We start from the raw sequence: 25,887 nt of genomic DNA, 5'->3' as shown, positions 1-25,887 counted from the left end.
CTCGCTGAGCAGGGGCGATGCCCAAACAGGCAAACCGCCATGGCGAACGCTTGTGACATCCGCAAGTCCGCGGAGGTTATCGATCGGTTCCGGAACCGTGGCCACCTCTGGACAGGGTTGCGGACCCCTACCTAGCTTCGATGACGGGGGAGCGCTCTCCCCGTAAATGTGGAGAGATCGGCCTCCCCGAGGGTGCAAGCAGTCCCCCTTGCAGTTCCCCGCCCAAGGAGAAGCAATGACCATCCCCGTCAGCTCCGCACCTCCGCGGAGACGCTCCCCCTGGCGCCTCGGCGCGATCGGCGGCCTCGTGGCCGCCGTCGTCGCCGGGTACGCCGCCTTCACCACCATCGGCGCCAGCGCCGCGGAAACCCTGCTCTCGCAGGGCAAGCCGGCAACCGCGTCGTCGACCGAGGCGGCCGGCGCCTACCTCGCCTCCGAGGCGGTCGACGGCAACCTCGGCACCCGCTGGTCGTCCGCGTTCTCCGACCCCCAGTGGCTGACCGTCGACCTCGGCAGCTCGCAGGCGATCAGCCGGGTCGAGCTCAACTGGGAGACCGCGGCGGCCAAGGCGTTCCAGATCCAGGTCTCGGACAACAACAGCACGTGGACCTCGATCTACTCGACCACGACGTCGACCGGCGGCAACCAGTCGCTGACGGTCAGCGGCACCGGGCGGTACGTGCGCATGTACGGCACGCAGCGTACGACCGGTTATGGCTATTCGCTGTGGGAGTTCAAGGTCTACGGCGGCACGCCGACGACGCCACCCACCACGACGCCGCCGACGACGGGTCCGGCTCTTCCGGGCGGCGGAAGCCTCGGCGCCAACGTGATCGTCTTCGACCCGGGCATGTCGAGCGCCTCGATCCAGAGCCAGGCCGACACGATCTTCAAGCAGCAGGAGTCGAACCAGTTCGGCACCCAGCGGTACGTGCTCGCGTTCAAGCCGGGCACCTACAACGGGCTGAACATCCAGGTCGGCTTCTACACCTCGGTGGTCGGCCTCGGCCAGAACCCGCAGGACACCCGGATCAACGGCGACATCACCGTCGACGCCGGCTGGATGCAGGGCAACGCGACCCAGAACTTCTGGCGGTCGGTCGAGAACCTGTCGCTCTACCCGGTCTCCGGTGACGACCGCTGGGCCGTCTCGCAGGCCGCGCCGTTCCGCCGGATGGACGTGCACGGCGGCGTGAACCTGGCCCCCAACGGCTACGGCTGGGCGTCCGGCGGCTACATCGCCGACTCCCGGATCAGCGGCACCGAGGGTCAGTACTCGCAGCAGCAGTGGTTCACCCGGAACAGCCAGATCGGCTCGAACTCGAACGCGGTCTGGAACCAGGTCTTCGTCGGCGTCCAGGGCGCCCCGGCGACCAGCTTCCCGAACCCGCCGTACACCACCATCGGCAGCGCCCCGGTCATCCGGGAGAAGCCGTACCTCTACCAGACCGGCGGCCAGTACGCGGTGTTCGTCCCCAACCTCCAGACCAACGCCTCCGGCGTGACCTGGGCGAACGGGAACACGCCGGGCACGTCGCTCCCGCTGAGCCAGTTCTACGTGGCCAAGCCGGGTGACTCGGCGGCGACGATCAACCAGGCGCTCGCGCAGGGCCTGAACCTGATCTTCCAGCCGGGCATCTACCACGTCAACCAGACGATCAACGTGACCCGGGCCAACACGGTCGTGCTCGGCCTCGGCTACGCCACGATCATCCCGGACAACGGCGTCACCCCGATGCAGGTGGCCGACGTGGACGGTGTGAAGGTCGCCGGCATCCTGTTCGACGCCGGACCGACCAACTCGGCGAACCTGCTGGTGATCGGCCCGAACGGCTCGAGCGCCTCGCACGCCGCCAACCCGACCACGATCCAGGACGTGTTCTTCCGGATCGGCGGCGCGGGCGCGGGCAAGGCCACCAACAGCCTGCTGATCAACAGCAACAACGCGATCATCGACCACATCTGGGCGTGGCGGGCCGACCACGGCACCGGCGTCGGCTGGACGGTCAACACCGCGGACAGCGGCCTGATCGTGAACGGCCAGAACGTCACCGCGTACGGCCTGTTCGTCGAGCACTACCAGAAGAACGAGGTCGTCTGGAACGGCAACGGCGGCCGGACGTACTTCCTGCAGAACGAGCAGCCGTACGACCCGCCGTCCAACGCGGCCTGGCGCAGTGACGGCACCGGCTACCCGGCGTACAAGGTGGCCGACTCCGTGACCAGCCACGAGGCGTGGGGCATGGGCAGCTACGCGTACTTCAACGCGAACCCGAACGTGCACTCGGCCAACGGGTTCCAGGCGCCGGCGAACGGCGGGGTGAAGCTGCACAACATCTTCACCATCTCGCTCGCCTCCGGCACGATCGACCACGTCGTCAACAACATCGGCGACGCGGCCACGGCCGACGCGGTGGTTCCGCGTACGGTCACCAACTTCCCCTAGATCGCTATCTCCCCGCTGCCGCGCGGGATCAGGGTCGTCGGGATCCTGATCTCGCGCGGCGGTCTTTTGTCGCCGTCGATGCGCTCGAAGAGGGTCAGCGCCGCGGTCCGGCCCATCCGCGCCGGGTCCTGCGCGACCACGGTCACCGGCGGGTCGAGCAGGTCGGCGAGCGGGAAGTCGTCGAAGCCGACGAGCGCGACCGTCCGCTCCCGGCCGAGCCGGCGCAGCGCCCGCACCACCCCGATGGTGATCAGATTCTGGGCCGCGAAGATGGCGGTCGGCGGGTCGGATCCGCGCAGCAGGGCGACGGTGGCCCGCTCGGCGGCGACGCTGTCGAGCAGGTCGTGCACCGCCGGTCCGGCGCGTCCGCCGAGCGCGCGCAGATAACCCCGGTGCCGCTCGCGCGCCGTCGTCAGCCGGCGCAGATTTCCCAGGTACGCGATGTGCCGGTGCCCGTGGGTCAGCAGGTGCCGCACCGCGCCGGCCGCTCCGGCCACGTTCGTCGACACCACGGTGTCGCCGAGGGCGCCGGTTGCCCGCCGGTCGACAAAAACGATAGGTCCGCGGAAGCCCGACAAATACGACTGGCTGCTCCCGGTCGGCGCGAGGATCATCCCGTCCGTCTGCCGCTGGGCGAACGCCGCCGCCAGCTCGCGCTCCCGCCCCGGATCCTCGTCCAGGCTGCCGGCCAGGACCTGCACCCCGCGCATGCCGGCCTCGTCGGCGACCGCCCGGTGCAGGGCGGCCGAGAACGGGTTCGACACGTCTTCGAGCAGCACACCGATGGTCCGGGTACGCCGGTCGTTGCGCCGCAGCAGGCTCGCGCCGAGGTGCCGCCGGTAGTCCAGCGTCTCGACCGCGGCCTGCACCCGGGCGGCCAGATCGGGCGCGACCGTGGTCTCGCCATTGACGACCCGGGACACGGTTTTGAGGCTCACCCCCGCGGTACGGGCGACGTCGTTCATGGTCGGCCGATGCGCCATCAGTCGATTCCCGTCAATGTCGATCACTAAGTGCAACATCTTGGAAACTCATTGTTGACACGCCATCTGCGCGGGCGTCTACTGCGAGACAACGTTGTCTCTCGATGCGCGCTAAATCGATTCGGAGGAGACATGCGGGACCCAACCACGTCCACGATCGGAAGGATGGTGGCCGCCGGCTGCGTGATGACGCTCGCCCTCGGATCGGCCGCCGCTTGCAACAGAGGAAACGGCGAGGACGTCGTCGGGCTGATCACCAAGACCGACACGAACCCGTTCTTCGTCACGATGAAGCGGGGCGCCCAGAAGGAGGCCCGAGCCGAGGAGCTCGAGCTGCAGACGTTCGCCGGCAAACAGGACGGCGACAACGAGGCACAGGTCCAAGCGATCGAGAACCTCATGTCGTACGGCGCCAAAGGTTTTCTGATCACCCCGAACGACTCGAAGGCGATCGTCCCCTCCATCGACAAGGCGCATGAGCAGAAGATGCTCGTCATCGCCCTCGACACGCCGGTCGATCCGCCGAACGCCGCCGACGCCACCTTCGCCACCGACAACTACCAGGCGGGAAAGCTCATCGGGCAGTGGGCGAAGGCGAAGTTCGCCAAGGACAACAAGCAGGCGAAGATCGCCATGCTGGACCTCAACGCCAACGGTGTCTCCGTCGACGTGAAGCGGGACCAGGGGTTCCTCGACGGCTTCGGCATCCAGGTCGGCGATCCCAACCGGATCGGCGACGAGAACGACCCCCGGATCGCCGGGCACGACGTCACCGACGGCGCCGAGGACGGCGGCCGGACCGCGATGGAGAACCTGCTGCAGAAGGACCCGTCGATCAACCTGGTCTACACGATCAACGAGCCCGCGGCGGCCGGCGCGTACCAGGCCGTCAAGAACGCCGGCAAGGCCAAGGACATCACCATCGTCTCGATCGACGGCGGCTGCCCCGGCGTCGACAACGTGTCCAAGGGCGTCATCGGCGCCACCTCGATGCAGTTCCCGATCAAGATGGCGCAGATGGGCGTCGACGCCATCGCCAAGTTCGCGAAGGACGGCACCAAGCCGCAGCCGACGCCGGGCAAGGACTTCTACGACACCGGCGTTCAGCTCATCACCGACGACCCGCAGGCCGGCGTGGAGGCGAAGGACTCCACGTGGGGCAAGCAGAACTGCTGGGGTTGATATGGCCACGACCACGACCACCTCCCCCGACTTCGACGTGCGCAGGCACGACTCGTTCGGGCTCCGAGTCCAACATCTCCTGCATTCCAACCCGGTCCTCGGGCCGCTCGCGGTGCTGATCGTCGCGATCATCGCGTTCTCGATCGTCAACGCCCGGTTCCTGACCGCGACCAACCTCTCGCTCGTGCTTCAGCAGGTCACGGTGATCGCCACGCTCGCCCTCGGGCAGACGCTGATCATCCTGACCGCCGGCATCGACCTCTCGGCCGGCGCCATCGCGGTCTTCTCCTCGGTGCTGATGGCGAACTTCTGCACCAAGGCCGGGATGCCGGGCGTGATCGCGCTGGTGCTCGGCCTGGCCTGCGGCACCGCGATGGGCGCGATAAACGGCGCGCTGGTCACCAAGATCAAGCTACCGCCGTTCATCGTCACGCTCGGCACGCTCACCATCTTCTTCTCGCTGAACTCGGTGGTCAGCAAGAGCGAGACGGTGCGGGGCTCGGACATGCCGGGCCTGATGACCTGGACCGGTAACTCGATCCCGCTCGGGAGCTTCCGGCTCACGTACGGGTCGATCATCATGCTTCTGCTCTTCGCCTACTTCTTCTATGCCCTTTCCCGTACGGCGTGGGGCAAGCACGTCTATGCGACCGGCGACGACGTGGAGGCCGCCCGCCTGGCCGGCATCCAGACCGATCGCGTGCTGTTCTCCGTCTACACCGTGGCCGGCCTGCTCTACGCGATCGGCGGGTGGATCCTCATCGGCCGGCTCGCCTCGGCCAGCCCCAACGTCGGCACTCAGTACAACCTCGACTCGATCACCGCGGTCGTGCTCGGCGGCACCAGCCTCTTCGGCGGTCGCGGCAGCGTGATCGGCACCCTGATCGGCGCGCTGATCGTCGGCGTCTTCCGCAACGGCCTCCAGCTGGCCGGCGTCGAGGTGGTCTGGCAGGGCTTCGCGATCGGCCTGCTGGTGCTCATCGCCGTCTCGCTCGACCAGTGGATCAGGAAGGTGAAGACGTGACCCAGCCTGTGTTGCAAGCGAAAGGGCTGACCAAGCGGTACGGCCGGGTCGTCGCCATCGACGGCAGCGACCTCGAGCTCTACCCCGGTGAGATCCTCGCGGTGATCGGCGACAACGGCGCCGGCAAGTCGAGCCTAATCAAGGCCCTGTCCGGCGCACTCATCCCGGACGAGGGCGAGATCTTCCTGGACGGCAACCGCGTTCATTTCCGTACGCCGATGGACGCGCGCGCCGCCGGCATCGAGACCGTCTACCAGACCCTCGCCGTCGCGCCCGGCCTGGACATCGCCGACAACCTGTTCCTCGGCCGCGAGCAGCGCAAGCCCGGCGCGCTCGGCTCGGTCTTCCGGATGCTCGACCGCTCGCACATGCGGTCCGAGGCCAAGCGGCACATGAGCGAGCTCGGCGTCGCCACGCTGCAGAACATCGGCCAGGCCGTCGAGTCGCTCTCCGGTGGTCAGCGGCAGGCGGTGGCGGTGGCCCGCTCGGCCGCCTTCGGCAGCAAGGTGGTGATCCTCGACGAGCCCACGGCGGCCCTGGGCGTCAAGGAGGGCAACCGCGTGCTCCAGCTGATCCGCGACGTCCGCGACCGGGGCCTTCCGGTGATCCTGATCAGCCACAACATGCCGCACGTCTTCGAGGTGGCCGACCGCATCCACATCCAGCGACTGGGCCGACGGGCCACGGTCATCACCCCGAAGTCCCACTCGATGTCCGAGGCGGTGGCCATCATGACCGGCGCCGCCGAGCCGCCGCCCGAGGCCGCGGCCTGACCGTTCCGGTAGACACGGCGAACGGCCCCGCTCGGGGCCGTTCGTCTTATTTCTTCTTGTCGTTCTTCTTGCTCTTGTTGCCCTTTTTGCCGTTCTTGCCGCCGTCGCCGATGAGCTCGCCGAGCATCATCTGGTCGCGCTCGTCGGCCACCTCGCGGGCGGTCTTGGGGTCCCCGAAGAGCATCTTGAACATGATCGCGGCCACCACGAAGACCCAGGCCCACCACGGAATGCCCGACTCCGGACCGAACAGGTTGCTGGTCACGGTGTAGGCGTCGTCCACGATCTGATTCATGACCGCTCCTCGTCGCGTCTGGGTCGGCCCCAAGAATCGGACGGCCCCACCCGCGGCTTAGCAATCTGTCCCGCCTTTTCCCCGCTCGCGCCGCCGGCGCCGCTCCCGCCCCGCCCCGCCCACGAGTCCCCACCCGGTCACTGGGTGGGGGAAGAGTAGGGGCTGGCTACGACAATTTCGCAGCGGTCATCCACAGGAATGCCACCCGACAGCGACGTGCGCACCACGTGCGGCTTCCCCGACCAGTCGCGCTGATCTGCTCCGTTTGACCCGCCCGTGTGCGCCCTGATGCGCGGCCATTTCCGGGAAGTGGACGCATCGCGGGCCGATCTAGCGGCCACTTACTGGAGATGGCGCGCTCGACGCCCAGCCGGAGAGCGGCGGCGACCCTCCACCACGACGGGCAGACACGAGGAGATCACCGCGAGGGCATACGCGGGAGATCGGCGCGGCGAGCGCATCCGGTGGCGGCCGCGGGAGCGGTCGGTGCGACCGCGAGGCTGGACAGCGGCGTGAGCGGCGCACACACTTGCCGCATGATTATTTTGATCCTGGTGCTGGCCGTCATCGCCGCCGGGGTGGTCGGTGGGGTTGTGGCGCGCCGCGGGCGGCAGCTGCCCACTCCTCCCCCGCATCCCGACTCGGGGCCGACGATCAACCACCACACCGGCGGCTTCTGACCCGACGGCCCGCCGGCGCGCCGACTCCGCGGAATCGGCGCGCCGAGCGTAAGCGGTCAGCCCAGGTCGACCTGGGGGTAGAGCGGGAACGGCGCCAGCAGCTCGGTCGCCTGCTTGCTGACCCGATCGGCCAAGGCCGGGTCGAGGTGGTACTTGGCCTTCGACCCCTCGGCCGGCGTCGTGTTGGCCAGGACCGTGTGGATCAGCTCGGCGATCTGGTCCATCTCGTCGGCGCCGAGGCCGCGCGAGGTCAGCGCCGGCGTGCCGATCCGGATGCCGGAGGTGTACCAGGCGCCGTTCGGGTCCTGCGGGATCGCGTTGCGGTTGGTGACCACGCCCGAGTCGAGCAGGGCCTGCTCGGCCTGGCGGCCGGTGAGGCCGAACGGGTGCACGTCGAGCAGCACGAGGTGGTTGTCGGTGCCGCCGCTGACCAGCTGGACGCCGCGCGAGAGCAGACCCTCGGCGAGCGCCTGGCTGTTGTCGACGATCTTCTGGGCGTACGTGGCGAAGGATGGCTGCCGGGCCTCGGCGAACGCGATCGCCTTCGCCGCCATCACGTGCGACAGCGGGCCGCCGAGCACCATCGGGCAGCCGCGGTCGACCTGCGCGGCGAGCGACTCCTGGGCGAGGACCGCACCACCGCGCGGGCCACGCAGGCTCTTGTGCGTGGTGGTGGTGACGATGTGCGCGTGCTCGACCGGGTTGTAGTCGCCGGTGAAGACCTTGCCCGCGACCAGGCCGGCGAAATGCGCCATGTCGACCATGAAGGTGGCGCCGACCTCATCGGCGATCTCGCGCATGGTGGCGAAGTTCACCTTGCGGGGGTACGCCGAATAGCCGCCCACGATGATCAGCGGCTTGAACTCGCGCGCGACCGAGCGCAGGGCCGCGTAGTCGATCTGACCGGTGGCCGGGTCGACGCCGTAGCTGCGCTGGTCGAACATCTTGCCCGAGATGTTGGGCCGGAAGCCGTGGGTGAGGTGACCGCCGGCGTCGAGCGACATGCCGAGCATGCGCTGGTTGCCGAAGGCCGCCCGCAGCTCGGCCCACTCGGCGTCGGTCAGGTCGTTGATCTGCCGCTTCTCGAACTTCTTCAGGTACGGCACCTCGACCCGGTCGGCCAGGATCGCCCAGTACGCGACCAGGTTGGCGTCGATGCCGGAATGCGGCTGCACGTAGGCGTAGGGCGCGCCGAACAGGGCCTTGGCGTGCTCGACGGCGACCGCCTCGACGGTGTCGACGTTCTGGCAGCCGGCGTAGAAGCGGCGGCCGATGGTGCCCTCCGCGTACTTGTCGGAGAGCCAGTTGCCCATGGCGAGCAGGACCGCCGGGGAGGCGTAGTTCTCACTGGCGATCAGCTTCAGGGACTCGCGCTGGTCGGTCAGCTCCTTGGCGATCGCGTCGGCGATGCGCGGCTCGACCGACCGGACCACCTCGAGGGCGGAGCGGAAGGCGGCGGATTCGGCGTTCAGCTCAGGCATGGGACCTCCCTATCACAGGTCAGAGGCCCAGGCGCACGGCGGTCGTCAGGGTGACGGGGCCGCTCCACGATGGTTCCCCATCCGAACGCGCCAGTCACGGCCCGTCGGTGAGCATACCGGCGTCGGCGGGCCAGTTCACCCCCGTCAGCTCCTGCGAGGTGTCCCACAGCCGCTTCGCCAATACTGGATCTTGCGCGGCCGCGGACGGCGAGACCAGAACCGGCTTCCCGGTGAACTCGCCCCACCCGCCGGGCCCGAAATACTCGCCGCCACGAACGGCGGGGTCGGTAGCGGCGCGGAGAACCGGTTGCGCGCCTGCCTCCGCGCTCTGGATCAACCACGAGAAGACCCAGCGCGTACGGCGTGCGGTGACGAACCGGAAATGCCAGGGACTCGTACGCATCAGGCTCGTGCGCGCCGCCCCGGGATGGGCCGCCACGCTGGTCAGCCACGGGACCCGCCGCCCGAGCTCGGCCGCGAAGAGCAAGTTCGCGAGCTTGGACATCGCGTACGCGTTCATGGCGTGATAGCCCCGCTCCCAGGCGAGATCCTCGAACCGGATGACCCCTCGTTTGTGCCCGTTGCTGCTGACCGTCACGACACGCGGCTCGCTGCCGGCGGCCAGCCGGTCGAGCAGCAGCCCGGTCAGCGCGAAGTGCCCGAGGTGGTTGACCCCGAACTGCTGCTCGAAGCCGTCGCGCGTCCGGCCGTACGGCGGAATCATCAGCCCCGCATTGTTGATCAGCAGATCGAGCCGGTCGTGCCGCTCGTGAAATTCGGCGGCCGCTCGCCTGATCACCGTCAGGTCGGCGAGGTCGAGCCGCAGCGGCTCGGCACCGATCGCCTCCGCCGCCGCATCCGGCGCGCGGCCGGCCACGATCACCGTCGCGCCCCGCCCGGCCAGCTCGCGTGCGGTCCGGAAGCCGATGCCGGACGTCGCGCCGGTGATCAGTGCGATGCGGCCGTTCTGGTCCGGGACGATACCCATGATGGCGCCTCCTATAATCGGGACGGGCATCCCGAATATACGGGACGGCTATCCCGCTTAGCTAGAGGAGGCGTCCGCCGATGCGTGCCGACGCGGAGCGCAACCGGGCCAAGGTGATCGAGGCGGCGATGGCCGCATTCGCCGAAGAGGGCCTGTCGGTGACGGTCGCCGAGGTCGGTCGCCGGGCCGGCGTCGGCACCGGCACGGTGAGCCGCCACTTCCCGACCAAGGAGGCGCTGTACGAGGCGATCGTCCTGACCCGGGTCGAGGAGATCGTCGGCGAGGCCGAGCGCCTGCTGACCGTGGCGCCGGGCGGCGAGGCGTTCTACCGCTTCTTCGCCTACATGGTCGGCCAGGCCGCAGCCAACCGGGGCCTGGCCGAGGCCCTGGCCGGCGGCGGCTTCGACATCGAGGCCGCGGCCGCCCGCACCGGCCGCGGCCTCGACAAGGTCGAGCAGCGCCTGTTGACCGAGGCGCAGGAGGCCGGCGCCGTACGCGCCGACGTCACCCGGGACGACATGAAGGCCCTGCTCGGCGCCTGCCTGGCCGCCCCCGACCGGGCGCGGATGATCGAGATCGTGACGGCCGGTTTGCGGCCCTGACGCTTTTCGGCCGCCATGACGGATCTGGAGACCAAGGTCTTCGGCCGGTTCACCGCACCTCGGCCAATGGCACGCCCGCGGCTGGTGAACGCCCGCGGTGACACCGCATCGTACGTCCCGACCAGACGTCCGGGATCCGCCTGTTGTCCGTTTCGGACCGCCTGAGGCCGTGCAATCCTTCTTGTACCAGCAGCGACAGGAGCCCGCGATGGCCGATCCCTTCACCCTCGCCGCTGTCGGGGGCGCCGTACCACGGCAGGCGCTGGACATCGGCGTTTCCGGCGAGGCCACGGTCCACGAGGTCGACGGTTACGTGGCCGTCGGCGCCGACATCGACTCAGTCGGATGAACCGAAACTCCGGCACGAACGGATCCGGAAGCGTCGTAATTCGACGCTGGTTACTGAACGAAATCGCCGACTGGGCTTCACGACCGGACAGTCCGGTGCTGATTCTGGTGGGCAAAGCCGGCATGGGCAAGTCAATCGTGTGCCGGCAGTGGATCGAAGAAAGCGCCGCAGCCGACCTCGATTCCCCCTTGGCCGGAACACTCCTGGCCGCCTATCGGTGCGATCATTTCTCGGCCGCCACCCACAGCCCTTTTGCCTTCATCGACGAATTGACGGCACAAGCCCTCCAGCATGAGGACTTCAGGATGGCCGCCGACCGGACCGCCCGGAAACAACTCCGCGACGGCGGAATACACGTGTCGGGCCAAACGATTGTCGGCCAAAATCTCGGGACGGCCGTCGGGGTCCAGATTCAAAGCCTCGCAATGCAGTCACCCTTGCGCTCGCTCCAGCTCCGGCTGTTAGAGCCGTTAGCTGAAGTCAGCCGCCCCCGAAAACCCATCATCCTTGTCGACGGCCTCGACGAAATATCGTATTGGAACGGCGTCGACTCCATTCAGCAGCTCGTGTGGAGCGGGGCGTTCGAGGCCGCCGGCGCTAGATTGGCCGTCGCCACCCGCTCGGTTACGCAACTCGGTGCGCTCCCGCCCGGCAGCGTCGTGATTGATCTCGAATCGCGCCGGGACCAATGCATCCGTGACGTTGCCGCCTATGTCGACCTGCTGATCCACTCTCGGCCGGACTGGTCCGCCGTCCCCGCGGCGCGAGTCGCCGATGAGAGCCGCGGCAATTTCCTCTGTGCGAAGTTTCTGCTTGACGCCCCGGCGGCAGGCTGGTCGAACGGCTCCGGTCAAACCGACGGGGTCGACCTTTACAGCGTCTACGAGCAGCACTTGCGGCTGTGGTCGGCGAGCCGTGACCCGGGCGTGAAGCAACAATGGCGTCAACTGGTCCGGCCCCTCCTCGGCGCGCTGGGTGCCGCACAGGCGCCCGGGTTGACAGCGACACAGCTGGCCGGAGTTCTGGGCACCTCACTGATGGACGTCGTCGATGCCCTCGACGATGCCGGGACCCTGCTGGATCGTTCCGGATCCGGTGATGCCGCGAGATGGACACTTTTTCATTCGTCGCTTGGAGATTTCTTGTCGTCGAAGTATGCGAGCCTGATCGCGGAGTCTCACCTCGCGATCGGCGTCTCGATGACCAGGAACTGGACCGATGAATGGGAACGGTGCGACGATCAATACGCCAGAGAGCAGACCGCCTGGCATTTGATGCAGGCCGCCCTTCAATCGCCCTCGCGAGAATTACGCAGATCGGCTGTCCAGGCACTGTCCGAGACCGTCACCGACCCGACATTCGTCGTCGGCGCGCCGCAGACGGTGATTCACGATCTGCTCACGACGGGCGCCGCCGATCTCGGACTCTCGCGCGACGCGGTCGACATGTTCTCGTTGCTACGCCGGAGCTATCCGTCTCTGGATGACAGCCAGAAGAGCGACCGCGCCTTCCACCTCGCCCTGGTCGCGCATCAACTCAATCTGACGACCATCGCTCAACAATTAGGCCGTCTCGCGACGAAAAGCCCCACCCTTCCCCTGTGGGCCGACTGGCGGCCCGAGTCGGATTACGATCTGCTGCTCGACCTCGGCGAACCGATCGTTCACCTGAGCGCGCTCGATGAGAATCGTCTGGTTGTGGTCGGCCGTTCGCAGCTTCTGACTCTGGACCTACCTTCCCGCAAGATCATTGCTACCATCCCGATCGGCGAAGATACGAGCTGTGTTGCCGACGCTCTGAGCGAAGACGGCAAAACCCTGGTCGCCGTCGGCACCGAGCAAGGCGTGGTCTACCTGATAGATCTCGGAATCGGCCGGGTGATTCACCGGCTGCGGCAGCACGGCGACGGCGGGGTGACATCGGTCAAATTGCTGCGCCGGCCCGGCGAGGCCGGCCAGTTCGACGTCGCCGTTTCGGCAGTGGGTGTCACAGCGTACGCGGATCTGCAGAACGGAGTTGCTAGCCTCCGGACACCGGAAGGGGCCGGGGGTGCGCTTCAGCTGTGGGACTGTGCCACCGGACTGCTCGTCGAGGAGCTCGTGCCGGGACGGGCCGAAAGTTGCTACCTTTTCGACGTCCTGGTCGCCGATGGCACATATGTGGGACTCTGCACCTCCGACCGCGCCTTCCTCGACGACAATGCGGACAACTTCCTGACCCGGCTGGGATCCGAAACCTCGCTCCAAATCTGGAATCTGCGGGAGAACACCTCTCAACCGGTGAACTTGCCCGCTGAGATCAATATCGGGGTTTTTGGTCTACTCGACGGCTCCGCTTCGGGCCGTTCCGTCCTGGTTTCTTTCCACGACGCCACGCGGTCCGAGGATTTTTGGGAGCACATGGTTGGCGTCTTCGACATCGGCTCCGAGACGCTCACCGTCCTGGGCTCGGTCGAGACGGACACGCTGAATCGCAGAGGTGTGAAATTCGACAGAGCACTGAACGTGTACTACAGCCTCAGCAACGACCGGCTTTGCCTGCACGACTTGTCCAACGGCACGTTGATCAGCGCGACGGCGGGATTCGACTCGAGGATCACCCGCACAGGGTGGATGCCGGGCACGAATCCCCATCACATGTTCGGAGCCGTCGAGGGTGAGGTACGGCTGTGGACGGTTCGGCCAGGCGTGTTTGCCGAGGTCGGCGACGACTCAACCGCGGCCGGGCGGCTCTGCGTGCTGAGTGAGCAGGAACTGGTCGTGTCCATGCGAAGTCACGTCGCTCTGTACGATCTCTCATCGGGCGAGTCACGCCGGCTGTTCCAGCACGACTACAACGGGCGATCCATCACTTCGGACTCACTGGGGGCCGCGCGCGTCCTCGATGTCGATTCCTTTCACAATCTTCGCATCGCGGACATCGACTCGGGCGAGGTCCTGGTCTATCGGCAGGACAGCCCGTGGAGACTGAACGACGGGTCGACCGCATTGCTCGTCGGCCGGTCGGCGTTCCATTTTCACCGATCGAAAGAGGGTGACGTGGGCGTGGACGTCTGGGACGAGAGTGGTTTCCGCACCGTGGAGCTGTTCAGCGTGAACCGCTTCATAACCACCTTGTCGGCCACATTCTTCGAACAGGCGATCTGGCTTGGCCTGGCCGTCCAGGGCGGCGCGATATCTGTGGTCAGGTGGGATCTGGCGGACGGGACCATCCGGGAAGTGCACCGATTCGAAGGTTCCGGTGCGGTCATGACGCTTGGCGTCGAATTGCGGCTGGTCAACCTCGACGACAGAATCATCTTGGCCACGAGCGGCAACGACGCACGATCGCCGATCACGCTCCACGTGCTGGATTCCGAGGGTCTCGTGTCGACCACTTCGACGCCCTGGAACGGGGACCTACTCGATGTCGGCATGGTAAACCGCGTGCCGTGGATATTGGCTGCGGACAAGTCCGGGATTCTCCTGGGAAGTGTCGACTCCGGCCCCGAGCTGAGATTGGACGTGGGTGCGCGCGTGAGCGATGCGCGATGGGTTCACAACAAGGTGGCCATCAGCACGTCGCGCGGATTGCTGTGTCTGCGAGTGCCGTGGAAAGCCAGCTATCCATGGCTTCGCCAAAACGTATTGCGGCGCCGGGGACTCCTCTGACCGTCCTCCTCTCATCGATGGCGCCGGATCGTGTGCGGGGGATGCACACCCGACATGGCCGACCGGCCGGCGGGCGGTGAGGCGGAGCACGTAGCCGGCGGCCTCCAGGACCGTCGACCCTCTAACCTGATCATCGTGGACGGCGTTCAGCTACTGCTCATCATCGGGGCCGGGATCGCGATCTCGGCGGTGGCCAAGAAACGCAATGTCGAGCCCGGCATGATCATTGTGGTGCTGGCGGCCGCGGCGTCCTTCATTCCGGGTGTGCCGCGGCTCGAGCTGGAGAGCGAGTTCATCCTGGCGGTGGTGGTGCCGCCGCTGCTCTACTCGGCCAGCCGGGGCGCCTCGGTGTCGGCGTTCGGCGCCAACATGCGCGCGATCATCACGCTCGGCGTGCTGCTCGTGCTGCTCACCAGCGGCCTGCTCGGGCTGGTCGCGGGCTGGATCCTGCCGTCCCTCGGTGCCGCCGCCTGGGTGCTGGGTGCGGTGCTGGCGCCGCCGGACACGATCACGACGGTCTCGCACGGCGACGAGATCGGGCTGCCGAAACGGGTCACCTCGATCCTCACCGGCGAAAGCCTGGTCAACGACGCCACCGCGCTGACGCTCTTCGCAATCGCGCTCGATGCGGTCAACGGCGAGCGCACCACGTGGGTGCACGGCGGGGTCGAACTGCTGCGGAACGCGTTCGTCGGCCTCGCGATCGGTGGCGTCTTCGCGGTGTTGACGCTGTGGATCCGCAAGCGGCTGGGCAACCCCACGCTCGAGACCACGCTGGTGCTGCTGCTGCCGTTCACCGCCTACCTGGTGGCCGAGGAGGTGCACGCCTCCGGCATCCTCGCGGTGGTCATCGCCGCCTTCTCGGTCAGCGTCAACCTCACCCTCGACCCCCGACATCAATACCCGGGCGCCTACCGTACGCGTTTGCAGGAAGAGGCCTTCTGGCCGGTGCTCGACTTCCTCCTCGAGACGTTCGTCTTCGCGTACATCGGCCTGCAGTTGAAGTTCGTCCTCCAGGACCTGATCGACGCGAAGGAGCTCACCCGCACGCTGGTCGCGACCGGCGTCCTGCTGGTGGTGGCGATCGTCTTCCGGCTGGTGGCGGTCTACCTGCTCTTCGGGCGGTGGAATCTCAGTTTCTGGATGATCAAGAGGCGGGCCGAGCGGGACGACGCGTTCCGGGCCGAGTACGAGAAGCGCCAGCAGCGGAGGCAGAAGCGCCGGCGTGGCGGGCAGCCCCTCGATCCACCCACGCAGAAGGAGACGCTGCTGGTCGGCTGGGTCGGCATGCGCGGCATCCTGACGCTCGCCGCGGCCGGATCGATCCCGGAGAACGTCCCCGGCCGGGAGGCGATCCTGGCGATCGCGCTCTTCGTCACCCTCGGCACCCTGCTGATCCAGGGCACCACGGTCGGCTGGCTGACCCGCCGGCTGCGGTTCGACCTGACCGCCGAGCGGGCCGAGGAGGAACAGATGCGCGAGCACGGCCGGCAGCTGATGGCCGGCGCGATGGCGAACCGCGACCCCGATCGCGACAAGGTCTTCGACGCGCAGCGGCACGCGCTCGGCGAGGCGGTGGCCAACCGCACCCTGACCGAGGAGATCGCCCGCGCGCTGATCCAGGACATCGACCTGCGCCAGGCGGCCCTGCACACCATGCCGCCGCGTCCGGCCGGGCCGCTGGGCCCGCCCGGCGGCGGTGAGCGGCCCTAGACGACGTCGGCGATCGGGACCGGCTGCGAGTCGGCGGACCAGGCGTCGCCGCGGCGGGCGGTCAGCAGCCGGGCCTCGCCCGGCGGCGGGCTCGGCAGCACCAGGCCGGCGTTCTCGGCTGCGAGTACGAGAGGCCGGTCCCCGCCGGCCAAGCCGATGCGCAACCACTCCGGCTCGGGATAGCGGCGCAGCGCCCGGGCGAACCACTGCTCCTGGGCCCGGCCGAGCGTGCCCTCGGCGGCACGGCCGAGGTGGCTGTCGGCCATCGTGGCGTTCAGGCCGGCCACGACGATGCGCAGGTCGGCCATCTCGAAGAGGCTCCACGGCTGCTGCTCGGTGAACGACACCCCGTCCACACCGTCGTAGAGGTTGTCAAAGAAGCGGGCATAATGCCGCCATTTCGGCCAGTACGGCGGCTCGGGCTCGATCTCGTCAGCCTCGCAGCTGTTGAAGTAGGCGCGCGACGCCGCGAGCGTGAGGTCGTCCGGGCCGGGGACCAGCGCGACCCGGTGCGGGGACAGATGCAGCATCCGCCGGAGGCCGATGACGAAGTTCAGCGCCTCGTCGAAGTCGCGGATGCCACCCGCGGCGGTGAGGTCGCCCCCGATCAGCAGCACATCGATCTCGGGGTCGGTGCCGAGCGCGATCTCGAAGTCCCCGAGCATGCGCCGCGCGGTTCCCGGGGCGAGACCCAGCCCGGCCACGTGCAGCAGTCGCACCACCGACCGCTTGGGGTCGCCGGAATGCCGGGGCGGGTAGGTCACCGGCGGCCGGGTGCGCAGTCGCGGGTGCGCCTCCGCCAGCCCCAGCGCCACCCCGTCGGCGTCGTCCGGGTCCTCGAACACCGGGTCGGAGCGGGGATAACGCGGCTGTTCGCGGGGCTTGGCCCGGCCGTTGACCGCGTCGCCGATGCGGGTCAGCAACCGGCGCCGGGCCACCGCGGGGTCGTCGACGGCCACCAGGTCGACGAACGTGATGGTGGCGAGCAGGCCGGTGATCGGGAAGTCCTCGACCCGTACGGTGATCAGGCGGTCTGCCGGGCGCTCGGGTGAGCTGCGCATCGCGGCCTGCCACTCCATCCGCGCCCAGTTCGACCGCATGTAGGCCCGCGACAGCACGGCCACGACCGCGAGCGCATCGCTGACGCCGCGGTCCATGAAGTCGATGAAGTTGGTGCCGGGCACGAAATCCCAGGCCTGGAGCAACGTCCGATAGCCGGCCAGCTCCAGCTGCCAGGCAATCCACTCGGCCCATCGGATGTCCGAAGGCGAATAGCTGATGAAGAAGTCGATCCCGGATTGACCGTATTGACCATCGTCAGCATTGCGCCTCATACCGCCAGTGTGTCCGGAGGGTCAGTCGATAGTCACCCGTCGGCGTGCAGAGATCACCAACGATCCGCCGAGACCGGGGAACAACCGGGCCATTGCGCGGGACAGGAACCAGCGGTCGCGCCCCAGCTGAAGACCCACGAAATTGGAGCGGACGGCGCGCGGCTCCATCCCGTACGCCCGAAGCAGCTGGCGTAGCAGACGCACGGTGAACGGCCGGATGTGCAGGCGCAGATAGGGATGCAGCGGAGCGACCTGGCGGGGCGCGCGTCCGAAGAGGAAGCGCAGCCGGTCCTGCAAGGTCGCCAGGTTCGGCGTCGTCAGCACCACCACGCCACCGGGCTTGAGCACCCGGGCGACCTCCGCGATCAGCTCGTCGGGCGCGAAGACGTGCTCGATCAACTCGCCGATGACGACGCCGGCCACCGAGGCGTCGGCGAATGGGAACGGCCGGGTGGCGTCGAAGCAGAGGCGGGCGCCCTTGCCCTGGTGCTCGAGCGCGGCGCGGGACAGGTCGGCCGCGATCGCCGGACGGTCGGTGAAGACGTCGTCGAGCATGGGGCGGGCGCCGGTGCCTATCTCGAGCAGCGCGCCCTCGGGGGTGGCGGGGTGGTCCACCGCGCCCTGCACGAGTTCGACGGCGAGCTTACGGCGTACGGCGTGATAGGGATCTTCCAGATAGGAATCGGTCACCGCCGGCGTGGCATAGCAGGCCACGTTGGCCTGGCGCGCCTGCATGTCGGCAAGGCGGGCGGCCACGACACACGCTGGGGGCGGCTCGTCGCCGGATGCCGCGTGTTCCTCGTTCGTTGCGGTCAGCACCCCGCCGATACTGCCACTCACCGTGCCGCCGCCCCGGCGAACGGTGCGATCCGCGCCGCCACCATCTCGGCGTATGCACTGGTCTCCTCGGCCGAGCACAGTCGGCGGGTCACCCGATGGGTCGACTGCGCGGGGTCGCCGAGCGTGAGGTCGGGCCGTTTCGGGTGGTGCTTACCGAGTACGACGGTGGCGGCCACCGAGCCATCGCCGATGACCGAGGCATGGAAGACGCCGGCCGGAAGCGAGTACGTCTGACCACCGCCCCACAGCTCGGGGGTACGCCCGTACGCGTCGACGAGCCGCTCGGTGGCGACCAGGTCATCGCCGGCGGCGGTCGACTGAGCCTCGAAGACCCGATAACGGTCACCCGCGGTGATGTCGACGGGCTGGTTGCCGACGGTGCCGTAGAGCACGTGGCTGAGCAGATCCCAGCTGTGGCAGTGGAAGGGCGAGGTGGTGCGGGGCGCCGGCTCCCGGAGCTCGGGCCACACGTGGAGGCAGATGCCTTCGTCGCCGTCGCGCAGCACGGGAAGGCAGGCGAAGCCCAGCGGATGCCACACCGCCCGCAGACCCGACCGGCCCGACATCAGATCAGCCAGAAAAAAGGACGCGACCATTTCGTGAATTTCCGCCGCCGCCGCGGCCGTCACGGCAGCATGAAGGCGCTGATAGATCACGGGAACACTCCTGAAAGACAGTCGGATTCAACTAAAATAGTGGAGCGTCGGCCTCGATCTGACGCAAGTCCGGCAAATAGGGGTCGAGGTCGCCGGGCTCGAACCGCGCCATTCCGACGATGTGCCAGAACTGGTCGGTTACCACGCCCTCGGTTTTGTAACGCCCATTCGGGGTGACCGCGACCCAGCCGTTCGGCAGCCCGAGCAGCAACGCGACCTCTGCGCCCCGCCCGTCGTCGCCGACCCGCCAGAGCCGTACGGTTCCATCCGTGCTGCTGCTGGCGATGAGCTTGCCGTCCGGGCTGTAGGCGACCGACCAGATGCGGCGGTTGTGCCCGGCCAGACGCTGCACCGGCTCGCCCGTCTCCACCGACCAGATGTCGACCGTGTGCCCGTCGCCGCCGGTGGCCAGGAACCGGCCGTACGGGTCGAACGCGACCGTCCACAGCCGGGACTCGCCCTGGTCGGCGATCGGTCTGATGCGATGCCGGACCGTTCCGTCGTCCGCATTCCAGATGACCGCCAAACCGTCGTGTCCGGCCGTGGCGATCAAATTTCCGTCCGGGCTGTAGGCCAGCGAGAAGATGCGGCCCTCGTGCTCGTGGGGGAATTGCCGATGGGCCTTCTCACGCCATTTCCAGACGTAGAGGTGGTGATCGTCGCCCGCCGCCGCTAGCTCTTCGTCGTCCGGGCTGAACGCGAGCGCCCGCGCCCGGCCGCCGCGTCCCTGCAGAGTCTGCACCGTACGGCCGGTCGCGCGGAACATGATCTGGAGAGTGTCGTCGTCGTTCGCCGTCGCGATGAACTCCGCGCTCGGGCTGAACACGGTTGCCCACACGGTATCGGTGAACAGGTCGAGCAGGCGGTCCTCCTCGATCCGGGTGCCGGGCGGGGCTGCCACCGCAGCCTCGGCGTCCCACAGGTAGACCCGGCCGTCGTTGCTCGCGGTCGCGATCTCGTCGGTCTGCGGGCTGAAGATCCCGGTCAGCAGGAGGTCGGGCTCGTGCCGCAGGGTCGCGGCGCATCGACCGGTGCCGGCGTCCCAGAGCCGAATGACGCCGTCGTTGCTGCTGGCCGCCAGCAGTTTGCCGTCCCGGCTGAACGACACGACCAGCATCCGCCGGCCATGCCCACGCAACGGTTGGCGCACCAGTTCGCCGGTGCTCGTGTCCCACAGCTTCATCGTGTAGTCGTTGCTGCTGGTGGCGAGCTGCTTGCCGTCGGGACGGAACATCATCGGCCAGACCGAGGCGTGGTGCCCGGCGAGGTCGTGGCGTATGTGTCCGCTGGCGGCTTCCCACAGGCGTACGGAACCATCGCTGTCGCCGGTCGCGAAGAGCTCGCCATCGGGGCTGAACGTGATGCGGTAGACGGCTCCCGTGTGCCGGCCCAGCTCGCGGCCCACCGGCCGGCTGGGAAGCAGATCCCACTGGCGCACCGAGCCCGACGTGTCGGCGCTGACGATCGACCGGCCGTCGGGGTGGAAGTCGAGGGCGTAGACGGCCGCGGTATGACCCTCGAGACGGTGGATCGCCTCCCCGGTCTCCGGATCCCAGATCAGCACCTTGCCGTCCTTGCCGCCGCCGGCCAGGCGGTCGCCGGCCCGATCGAAGCGGATCCAGTACGTCAGTTGACCCCGCGTCTCCAACGGGCGCGCCAGCTCGCCGGTCGTCATGTCCCACAGCCGGGAACGGCCACCCTCGTCGCCGGTCGCCAGGTAACGGCCGTCACTGCTGAACGACGCCGTCCATACCGGAGGCGTGTGTCCGTCGAGCTCCCAGCGCAGCCGTCCGGTCGTCGTCTCCCAGATCCGCACGACGCCGTCGTTGGATCCGGCTGCCAGCAGGCTCCCGTCGACGTTGAACAACATCGGCCAGACCCAGGAGTCGCAGCCGGGCAGCTCGAACAGGCAGCGACCGGTGTTGGCGTCCCACAGCCGGAGGTCGCCGAAGAGCGAGCCGGACGCCAGCAGCGCGTGCCGGGGGCTGAACATCACCACGTACGCCCGCCACCGATGGCCGACCAGAGTGCGCAGCGGCGCGCCGGAGACGGCGTCGCAGATCAGGATCGAGCCGTCCTCGTTGCCGATCGCCAGCAACGCGCCGTCGTTGTTGTACGCGACCGGCCGCGGCAGCCGGCCCTCCTGGAAACCGAAACGCACCCCGATCGACGGGGGCAGGAACGCCGTCTCGACCTGCACGTCCGGGCTGGGCACCACGGCGGCGCCGCCGGCCCGGGCCTGTTCCAGCAACTCCGGGTCGGCCACCACGTTGACCAGCACCGCACGATCCCAGGCGATGTCGTCGGCGAGCGCGCCGGTCAGATCGGTGCCGAGCAGGCGGGCGTCGGTGAGCCGGGCGCCGGTCAGATTGCCGGCGATGAGCTTGGACTTGGTCAGCTGCACACCCCTCAGGTCGGCGCCGGTGAGGTCGGCCCCGGTCAGGTCGGCCCGGTCGAGCACGGCGCCGGCGAGCCGGGCGTCGACCAACTTGGCGTGCCGCAGGTCCATGTTGCGCATCCGGGCGCCGCCGAGGTCAGCGCCCGTCAGGTCGGCCCGCGGCCAGGACCGGTCGGACAGGTCCTCGTTGCTCAGCAGCGCGTGGCGCAACGTCAGCACCTCGGACAGATCGATCCGGGCGAGCACCCGGGCGGCGTTGTTCCGGGCGATCTCCCCGGCGCCAGAGCTCTCCGCCCGCGTGGCGGTCGCCCACCGGCGCAGGATCGCCGCCTCGGCCAGGCCGCAGAGGAAGTCGATGGTCAGCGCCGACAGCACATGCCGGTCGAGGTGCGCCAGAGGCGCATCGGGGTCGGCCGAGAGTCGTTCGGCGATCCAATGAGCCACGAGCCATTCCCGCACCGATTCGTGGATGAAGTTGAACATGCCGTCCTCGGTGCGCACGAGCAGGCTGCCCGACCCGACCGTGTAGACGATCTGATCGGCCGAGAGATGGCTGTCGGCCAGGTTCACCAGGGTGCGGGCCACGTCGCCGAGCTCCTCGACGCCGAGCGACGGCTGGTTCGACTCCCACATGCGCAGCGCCAGCGTGGTGACGGCGGTCCAGAGATCCTCCTTACCGAAGCCGAGCAGCGCGCCCGGGACGGCCTGGGTGCGGCTCTCCTCGTGGGCCAGCCAGTCGTCGAGGATGTGCTGGTAGAGACCGGCCGGGCTGACCTGCAATCGGCTCTCGGCGACAGCACGCAGGCGGTCCTCGTCGAGTTCGGCGATGAAGGTCAGCATCCGCGGGTTCTGCGCCAGCTCCGCCAGACCGGCGATCTCGCCGAGCAGCCGGAAGCGCCGTTCGGCCGCGGCCGTGTCGCCGCCGTACCGGTTGGTGAGCAGGATCCGGATCTGCTCGTCGGACAGGTCGGCGAGCGAGTAGATGCGGCGCTGCGGCAGCTGACGGACCCGGGCGCCCATCGCCGTCATGATCTGATCGTGCGTCTGGAAGTGCTGCGTGCGGCCGGCCACCACGATCTTGGCGGAGTGGGTCACGCCCGAGATCAGCGTCTGCAGATGGTCGCCGGCCCGTGCGTAGGTGGCGCGGAACACCAACTCGTCGAAGCCGTCGAAGATCAGCACGAGGCGGCCCTCGCGCATCATGTAGCGCAGCGCCCGCATGTCGAACTCGTCGTGCAGGTTAGCCAGGTGAGCCGCGACGTGCGCCTCCAGCGTCTGGGCCTTGTCGAGCATCCGCAGGTCGATCAGGATCGGCGTGAGGTGCGGGTGCGTCTGCGGGATGCGCCGGGCGAGCTCGTGCAGGGCGAAGGTCTTGCCCCGGCCGAAGTCGCCGAGCAGCAGGATGAACCGGCCGTCGGGCGCGTTGACCTGGGCGAGCAACTCCTCGACCACGTCCTTGCGCTCCACCGCGGCCGGGTCGAGGACGTCGGTGTAGCGGTGCGGCACGTAGTCGTCGGGTCGGTACTCCGGGTCGGCGGCGAGCTGCTGGGTCTGCGCGGTGACGTAGTCGGTGAAGTCGACCAGACCCTGGAACTGCAGGAAACTCCGCAGCGTGATGTGCCGGCGTCCGGCGTACTGGCGCAGGTCGTCGGACGGGCTGACGCCCTGGTAGACCAGGATCGGCGGCTCGGTGCCGGAGTAGTTGACGACGGCCTGGAACTCGTCGATCCGGGCTTCGTCGAGCCCCGGGCCGACCCACGCGCCGATCCGCATCTGATGGGAACGGCCATCGTCCTGGTAGGTCACCCGCAGGTAGGGCGGCCGGGACTTGATGCGCTGAACAACGGCGTCGGCGTTGCGCACCAGGCAGACGTCCGCCACCTGGTCGAGCAGGACCTGCCGGGCATCGCGCGGCCGGGTGCCGTCGTCGTCGCCGGTCTCCCCGGGCTCCCAGCCGGCGCCGGGCTGCCGCCAGATCGGCTCGTGCACCTGGCGCTGACCGGCCTGCCCGGCGAGCGAGCCGAACGTGCCCTGTGCCTGGTCCCAGTCCTCGGCGATCTCGGCGGTCGTCCGGCCCTCGTCGTCGGCCACCCACGCCTTCTGGTCGAGGTCATAGCGCCGCACGGCTCGCAGCAGGCCCGCCGGCGAGATCTTGATGATCTGATACCGGGCGGCGGCGTGCCGCCCGGCGTCGTAGGGGACGCCGACGCCCAGCGCGAGCGTGCCGGCTGTCAGGCGCCCGGCCCGACCGCTACCGTGGCCGTGCAGCACCAGGTTGAGGTGGTTGCCGAGCTCTCGGCTGAGTACGCCGGCGTCGGTCAGCGCCGCGTTCGGGCCGACCGTCTCGTCGAGCGGGTTGTGGTGCAGGAGCCCGATCCGGAACCAGCCCTGCCGTTCGTAGGCGGCAAGCTGCTCGGCGAACCAGACGGCCTGTTCCTCATCGATGGCGCCGCTGTGCTCCCCGCGCTCGGGAGTGTCCCTAAGCGTCGAGTTGAGCCCGGCCACCACGACCCGCAGGTCCCGCATCTCGAAGAGGCTCCACGGACGCTCGGCGTGCATCCGCATGTCGCGGCTCTCGTCCGGCCATGCGTCCAGCAGCAGCGCGAAGCGCTGCCAGTTGCTCCAGTACGGCGCCCGGGGCTCGATGTCGTCGGCGATGCATACATTGAAGTACGCCTGCGTCGCGGGGAGGTTGACGTCCTGCTCGCCGGGCACGATCGCGACGCGGTCAAAGGTGATCTTCAGGTCGGTGAGCAGGCGCTGCAGGAAGGCGCGCACCAAGTCGTACTCCCGGGGCCGGCCGGTGCGGCCGAGATCGCCGCTGATCACCACGATGTCCGGCTGAAGGCCTTCGGCCCGTAGGCCGGCCAGGTCGGCCAGGAGCCGGTCGGCGAAGTCGGCGTGCGCCGTCTCCTGCCCATGCTGGTCGGGCGCCATGCCGAGGTCCGAGAGGTGCAGGATGGTGACGGCGGCCTCGGTGGTGAGCTCCTCGAGTGTCACGCCGAGCGCCGCGGCGAAGACCATGGCCTCGTCCATGTCGATGCCCCGACGGCCGCTCTCGATCTTGGCGATGACCTCGCGGGTCAGCGAAGACATGCCGAGCTCGGTGCAGTGCTCGGAGAGGATACGAGCCGACCATTTTCGCTCTGTCCGGTACCGGCGGATGTTGGCGGCGACGATCGCGTTCAGGGCCCGGCGCGCCATGGCGGCTCCTCACTCCGGCGACTACCTCACCATACGACGCACTGTTCCATATGAGAACAGATTTTGCGGGGCGTGTTGTGCAGTATCCGAAGGCGAACATGATCAGCGAGTTGGTCCGGTGCAGAACAAGATCGACCGTCGCGTCGCGAAGTTGTGACGAGCCGAGGGGGTTGAGTGGGGGCGCCGAGACTTGTAGCCTCAAGGAAAGTTGGCCCTGGATAGGAACGTGATCCCCCCGAGGGGGCCGCAGTTGATCCGACGCTCCGCAGGTCACGGTACCCCGCTGAAAGATCAGCGGGACATCCGTGCTGCCCGGAGCTCGGCCGAATCCGCGAAGTTGCCCATGGTCCGGCCTCGCATGGCCGTGCCGGCCCCCGCGAGCGGCCACGCCGACCCGACTGTCATCGACGTGGTGACGGTCGCGGCGGCCACCGGCCAAGAGATCGCCACCCGCGGCGAGAAGGCGGTGGCCAAGCGGGCGAAGAAGGCCAAGAAGCCGAAGAGCACCAAGAAGGCGAAGAAGCCGAAGAACGCGGGGAGCAACGAGCGGGCCGCCGCGCGGAAGTACAACCTGCAGAAGCACAGCCTGCCCAAGGACGACCCGAACGCGTTCTACACGCTGGACTGGGGCACGACTTGGCGCCGCGTCGTGCTCGACTGGCTCGGGCCGGCCATCCTCCTGGTCATTGCCTCGGTGCTCACCATCGTCGCCTGTGTCCTCGCCGACGATCTCGGGCTCGACGTGTCGACCGTGCTCAAGGCGATGGGTCTCGCCACGTCAAGCGTGATGGCGGGCGCGATCGCCAGAGTGCGGCTCAGGAAGAAGAAGCGCGAGAACAACGACGTCGGGAACAACGAGAAGTCCAACGATAACGAGACAGCCGAGAATAAGTCGCCGGACGACAAGAGTTAGGCGGTCGTAGCGACTCGAGGGTCACCGGCGGGCGTAGGTTGGCATCGAATGACGCCTATTCAACGACGGCGCTCGGCGAAATAGGGCGCGCCCACGAATCCGCCCACCACGCCGGCCATCGCGGTGGCGGCGAACAGGACGATCACGATCTCTTGCTTGTCACTTGCGAAAAGGCTGGCCGCGCCGACTCCGATGAGGAGGGCCGCGGCGGAGGTGAACGCGACGCCGGCTATGACGGAAGGAAGCCTTCTCTGCTGTCTCGGCGCGGTCACGGCTCAGACGATAGCGCTTTTATCGCGGACGCCAAGGGGCCAAAGGTCGATTTATGGATCAACTAACGTCGGACTCATCCGATTCGGATGATGGGTGGCCGATC

The 25,887-nt window shown here is 68.3% G+C and carries 19 protein-coding genes and 1 riboswitch; of the genes, 10 read left to right on the top strand and 9 right to left on the bottom strand.

The annotated features are described in order from the left end of the window. Positions 1 to 235: 235 nt before the first annotated feature. The gene (locus ACQP2F_RS02635) at positions 236 to 2,446 is read left to right on the top strand and encodes a galactose-binding domain-containing protein (protein WP_433300278.1); all 2,211 of its coding nucleotides are present in this window, start codon (positions 236 to 238) and stop codon (positions 2,444 to 2,446) included. Here ACQP2F_RS02635 and ACQP2F_RS02630 read toward each other — a convergent pair. Beyond that, a complete protein-coding gene (locus ACQP2F_RS02630; protein ID WP_433300276.1) occupies positions 2,443 to 3,411 on the bottom strand; it encodes a LacI family DNA-binding transcriptional regulator in 969 nt (322 codons plus the stop codon). The two genes, ACQP2F_RS02635 and ACQP2F_RS02630, sit on opposite strands and share 4 nt — an antisense overlap. A 150-nt stretch (positions 3,412 to 3,561) precedes the next feature. On the opposite strand from ACQP2F_RS02630, the gene ACQP2F_RS02625 reads away from it, so the two are divergent. The 3 genes from ACQP2F_RS02625 to ACQP2F_RS02615 are packed head-to-tail and all read left to right on the top strand — an operon-like array spanning position 3,562 to position 6,408. Next, entirely contained in the window at positions 3,562 to 4,611 is a 1,050-nt protein-coding gene (locus ACQP2F_RS02625) for a sugar ABC transporter substrate-binding protein (protein WP_433300274.1), read from the top strand. A gap of 1 nt (position 4,612) precedes the next feature. Further along, positions 4,613 to 5,635 carry an ABC transporter permease gene (locus ACQP2F_RS02620; protein WP_433300272.1) on the top strand — a complete coding sequence of 341 codons (1,023 nt, stop codon included), beginning with the start codon at positions 4,613 to 4,615 and terminating at the stop codon, positions 5,633 to 5,635. After that, complete coding sequence (locus ACQP2F_RS02615; RefSeq protein WP_433300270.1) at positions 5,632 to 6,408, top strand: ATP-binding cassette domain-containing protein; 777 nt, start codon at positions 5,632 to 5,634, stop codon at positions 6,406 to 6,408. The genes ACQP2F_RS02620 and ACQP2F_RS02615 overlap by 4 nt, the downstream gene beginning before the upstream one ends. 46 nt (positions 6,409 to 6,454) lie before the next feature. On the opposite strand, the gene ACQP2F_RS02610 is transcribed toward ACQP2F_RS02615, so the two are convergent. Further along, on the bottom strand, positions 6,455 to 6,703 hold the full coding sequence (locus ACQP2F_RS02610; protein ID WP_433300268.1) for a hypothetical protein: 249 nt from the start codon (positions 6,701 to 6,703) through the stop codon (positions 6,455 to 6,457). Positions 6,704 to 7,239: 536 nt separating this feature from the next. On the opposite strand from ACQP2F_RS02610, the gene ACQP2F_RS02605 reads away from it, so the two are divergent. Then, positions 7,240 to 7,383, top strand: coding sequence for a hypothetical protein (locus ACQP2F_RS02605; protein ID WP_433300266.1), 144 nt, complete (start codon positions 7,240 to 7,242; stop codon positions 7,381 to 7,383). A gap of 56 nt (positions 7,384 to 7,439) precedes the next feature. Here ACQP2F_RS02605 and ACQP2F_RS02600 read toward each other — a convergent pair whose 3' ends face one another. Together ACQP2F_RS02600 and ACQP2F_RS02595 are read right to left on the bottom strand one after the other, a co-directional pair. Beyond that, positions 7,440 to 8,864, bottom strand: a complete 1,425-nt coding sequence (locus ACQP2F_RS02600) for a glycine hydroxymethyltransferase (protein ID WP_433300265.1) — start codon at positions 8,862 to 8,864, stop codon at positions 7,440 to 7,442. An 18-nt stretch (positions 8,865 to 8,882) separates the two neighbouring features. Continuing rightward, positions 8,883 to 8,972, bottom strand: a riboswitch (ZMP/ZTP riboswitch). Continuing rightward, the gene (locus tag ACQP2F_RS02595; protein ID WP_433300263.1) at positions 8,959 to 9,852 is read right to left on the bottom strand and encodes an oxidoreductase; all 894 of its coding nucleotides are present in this window, start codon (positions 9,850 to 9,852) and stop codon (positions 8,959 to 8,961) included. It overlaps the preceding riboswitch by 14 nt. An 80-nt stretch (positions 9,853 to 9,932) precedes the next feature. Here ACQP2F_RS02595 and ACQP2F_RS02590 point away from each other — a divergent pair, with 80 nt between their 5' ends. The 4 genes from ACQP2F_RS02590 (at position 9,933) to ACQP2F_RS02575 (ending at position 16,166) form a co-directional block, all read left to right on the top strand. Further along, positions 9,933 to 10,454 (top strand): TetR/AcrR family transcriptional regulator, encoded by a 522-nt coding sequence (locus ACQP2F_RS02590; RefSeq protein ID WP_433300261.1) that lies wholly within the window; start codon positions 9,933 to 9,935, stop codon positions 10,452 to 10,454. Between the two features lie 208 nt (positions 10,455 to 10,662). Beyond that, complete coding sequence (locus ACQP2F_RS02585) at positions 10,663 to 10,803, top strand: hypothetical protein (RefSeq protein WP_433300259.1); 141 nt, start codon at positions 10,663 to 10,665, stop codon at positions 10,801 to 10,803. Continuing rightward, a complete protein-coding gene (locus ACQP2F_RS02580) occupies positions 10,800 to 14,453 on the top strand; it encodes a YncE family protein (RefSeq protein ID WP_433300257.1) in 3,654 nt (1,217 codons plus the stop codon). Before ACQP2F_RS02585 ends, ACQP2F_RS02580 begins: the two co-directional genes overlap by 4 nt. Before the next feature lie 135 nt (positions 14,454 to 14,588). After that, on the top strand, positions 14,589 to 16,166 hold the full coding sequence (locus ACQP2F_RS02575; RefSeq protein WP_433300255.1) for a cation:proton antiporter: 1,578 nt from the start codon (positions 14,589 to 14,591) through the stop codon (positions 16,164 to 16,166). Here ACQP2F_RS02575 and ACQP2F_RS02570 read toward each other — a convergent pair. The 4 genes from ACQP2F_RS02570 to ACQP2F_RS02555 are packed head-to-tail and all read right to left on the bottom strand — an operon-like array spanning position 16,163 to position 24,598. After that, positions 16,163 to 17,500 (bottom strand): toll/interleukin-1 receptor domain-containing protein, encoded by a 1,338-nt coding sequence (locus ACQP2F_RS02570; RefSeq protein ID WP_433300253.1) that lies wholly within the window; start codon positions 17,498 to 17,500, stop codon positions 16,163 to 16,165. The two genes, ACQP2F_RS02575 and ACQP2F_RS02570, sit on opposite strands and share 4 nt — an antisense overlap. Positions 17,501 to 17,521: 21 nt before the next feature. Next, positions 17,522 to 18,319, bottom strand: a complete 798-nt coding sequence (locus ACQP2F_RS02565) for a methyltransferase domain-containing protein (protein ID WP_433300251.1) — start codon at positions 18,317 to 18,319, stop codon at positions 17,522 to 17,524. Positions 18,320 to 18,336: 17 nt separating this feature from the next. Continuing rightward, positions 18,337 to 18,996, bottom strand: coding sequence for a hypothetical protein (locus ACQP2F_RS02560; RefSeq protein ID WP_433300249.1), 660 nt, complete (start codon positions 18,994 to 18,996; stop codon positions 18,337 to 18,339). 31 nt (positions 18,997 to 19,027) lie between these two features. Beyond that, positions 19,028 to 24,598 carry a pentapeptide repeat-containing protein gene (locus ACQP2F_RS02555; RefSeq protein WP_433300247.1) on the bottom strand — a complete coding sequence of 1,857 codons (5,571 nt, stop codon included), beginning with the start codon at positions 24,596 to 24,598 and terminating at the stop codon, positions 19,028 to 19,030. Between the two features lie 358 nt (positions 24,599 to 24,956). On the opposite strand from ACQP2F_RS02555, the gene ACQP2F_RS02550 reads away from it, so the two are divergent. Then, positions 24,957 to 25,511 carry a hypothetical protein gene (locus ACQP2F_RS02550; protein ID WP_433300245.1) on the top strand — a complete coding sequence of 185 codons (555 nt, stop codon included), beginning with the start codon at positions 24,957 to 24,959 and terminating at the stop codon, positions 25,509 to 25,511. A gap of 59 nt (positions 25,512 to 25,570) precedes the next feature. Here ACQP2F_RS02550 and ACQP2F_RS02545 read toward each other — a convergent pair whose 3' ends face one another. Continuing rightward, complete coding sequence (locus tag ACQP2F_RS02545; protein ID WP_433300243.1) at positions 25,571 to 25,783, bottom strand: hypothetical protein; 213 nt, start codon at positions 25,781 to 25,783, stop codon at positions 25,571 to 25,573. Positions 25,784 to 25,887: the final 104 nt, after the last annotated feature.

This window comes from Actinoplanes sp. CA-030573, assembly GCF_050951115.1.
Classification (GTDB): domain Bacteria; phylum Actinomycetota; class Actinomycetes; order Mycobacteriales; family Micromonosporaceae; genus Actinoplanes.
The sequence above is the reverse complement of the archived record's forward strand: the minus strand, read 5'-3'. Positions and strand labels throughout refer to the sequence as shown.

What these genes read in the sequence shown, in the direction of transcription:
- ACQP2F_RS02635 (WP_433300278.1), top strand. Translation starts at nt 236, where the DNA reads ATGACCATCCCCGTCAGCTCCGCACCTCCGCGGAGACGCTCCCCCTGG.
- ACQP2F_RS02630 (WP_433300276.1), bottom strand. Translation starts at nt 3,411, where the DNA reads ATGAACGACGTCGCCCGTACCGCGGGGGTGAGCCTCAAAACCGTGTCC.
- ACQP2F_RS02625 (WP_433300274.1), top strand. Translation starts at nt 3,562, where the DNA reads ATGCGGGACCCAACCACGTCCACGATCGGAAGGATGGTGGCCGCCGGC.
- ACQP2F_RS02620 (WP_433300272.1), top strand. Translation starts at nt 4,613, where the DNA reads ATGGCCACGACCACGACCACCTCCCCCGACTTCGACGTGCGCAGGCAC.
- ACQP2F_RS02610 (WP_433300268.1), bottom strand. Translation starts at nt 6,703, where the DNA reads ATGAATCAGATCGTGGACGACGCCTACACCGTGACCAGCAACCTGTTC.
- ACQP2F_RS02605 (WP_433300266.1), top strand. Translation starts at nt 7,240, where the DNA reads ATGATTATTTTGATCCTGGTGCTGGCCGTCATCGCCGCCGGGGTGGTC.
- ACQP2F_RS02600 (WP_433300265.1), bottom strand. Translation starts at nt 8,864, where the DNA reads ATGCCTGAGCTGAACGCCGAATCCGCCGCCTTCCGCTCCGCCCTCGAG.
- ACQP2F_RS02595 (WP_433300263.1), bottom strand. Translation starts at nt 9,852, where the DNA reads ATGGGTATCGTCCCGGACCAGAACGGCCGCATCGCACTGATCACCGGC.
- ACQP2F_RS02590 (WP_433300261.1), top strand. Translation starts at nt 9,933, where the DNA reads ATGCGTGCCGACGCGGAGCGCAACCGGGCCAAGGTGATCGAGGCGGCG.
- ACQP2F_RS02585 (WP_433300259.1), top strand. Translation starts at nt 10,663, where the DNA reads ATGGCCGATCCCTTCACCCTCGCCGCTGTCGGGGGCGCCGTACCACGG.
- ACQP2F_RS02580 (WP_433300257.1), top strand. Translation starts at nt 10,800, where the DNA reads ATGAACCGAAACTCCGGCACGAACGGATCCGGAAGCGTCGTAATTCGA.
- ACQP2F_RS02570 (WP_433300253.1), bottom strand. Translation starts at nt 17,500, where the DNA reads ATGAGGCGCAATGCTGACGATGGTCAATACGGTCAATCCGGGATCGAC.
- ACQP2F_RS02555 (WP_433300247.1), bottom strand. Translation starts at nt 24,598, where the DNA reads ATGGCGCGCCGGGCCCTGAACGCGATCGTCGCCGCCAACATCCGCCGG.
- ACQP2F_RS02550 (WP_433300245.1), top strand. Translation starts at nt 24,957, where the DNA reads ATGGCCGTGCCGGCCCCCGCGAGCGGCCACGCCGACCCGACTGTCATC.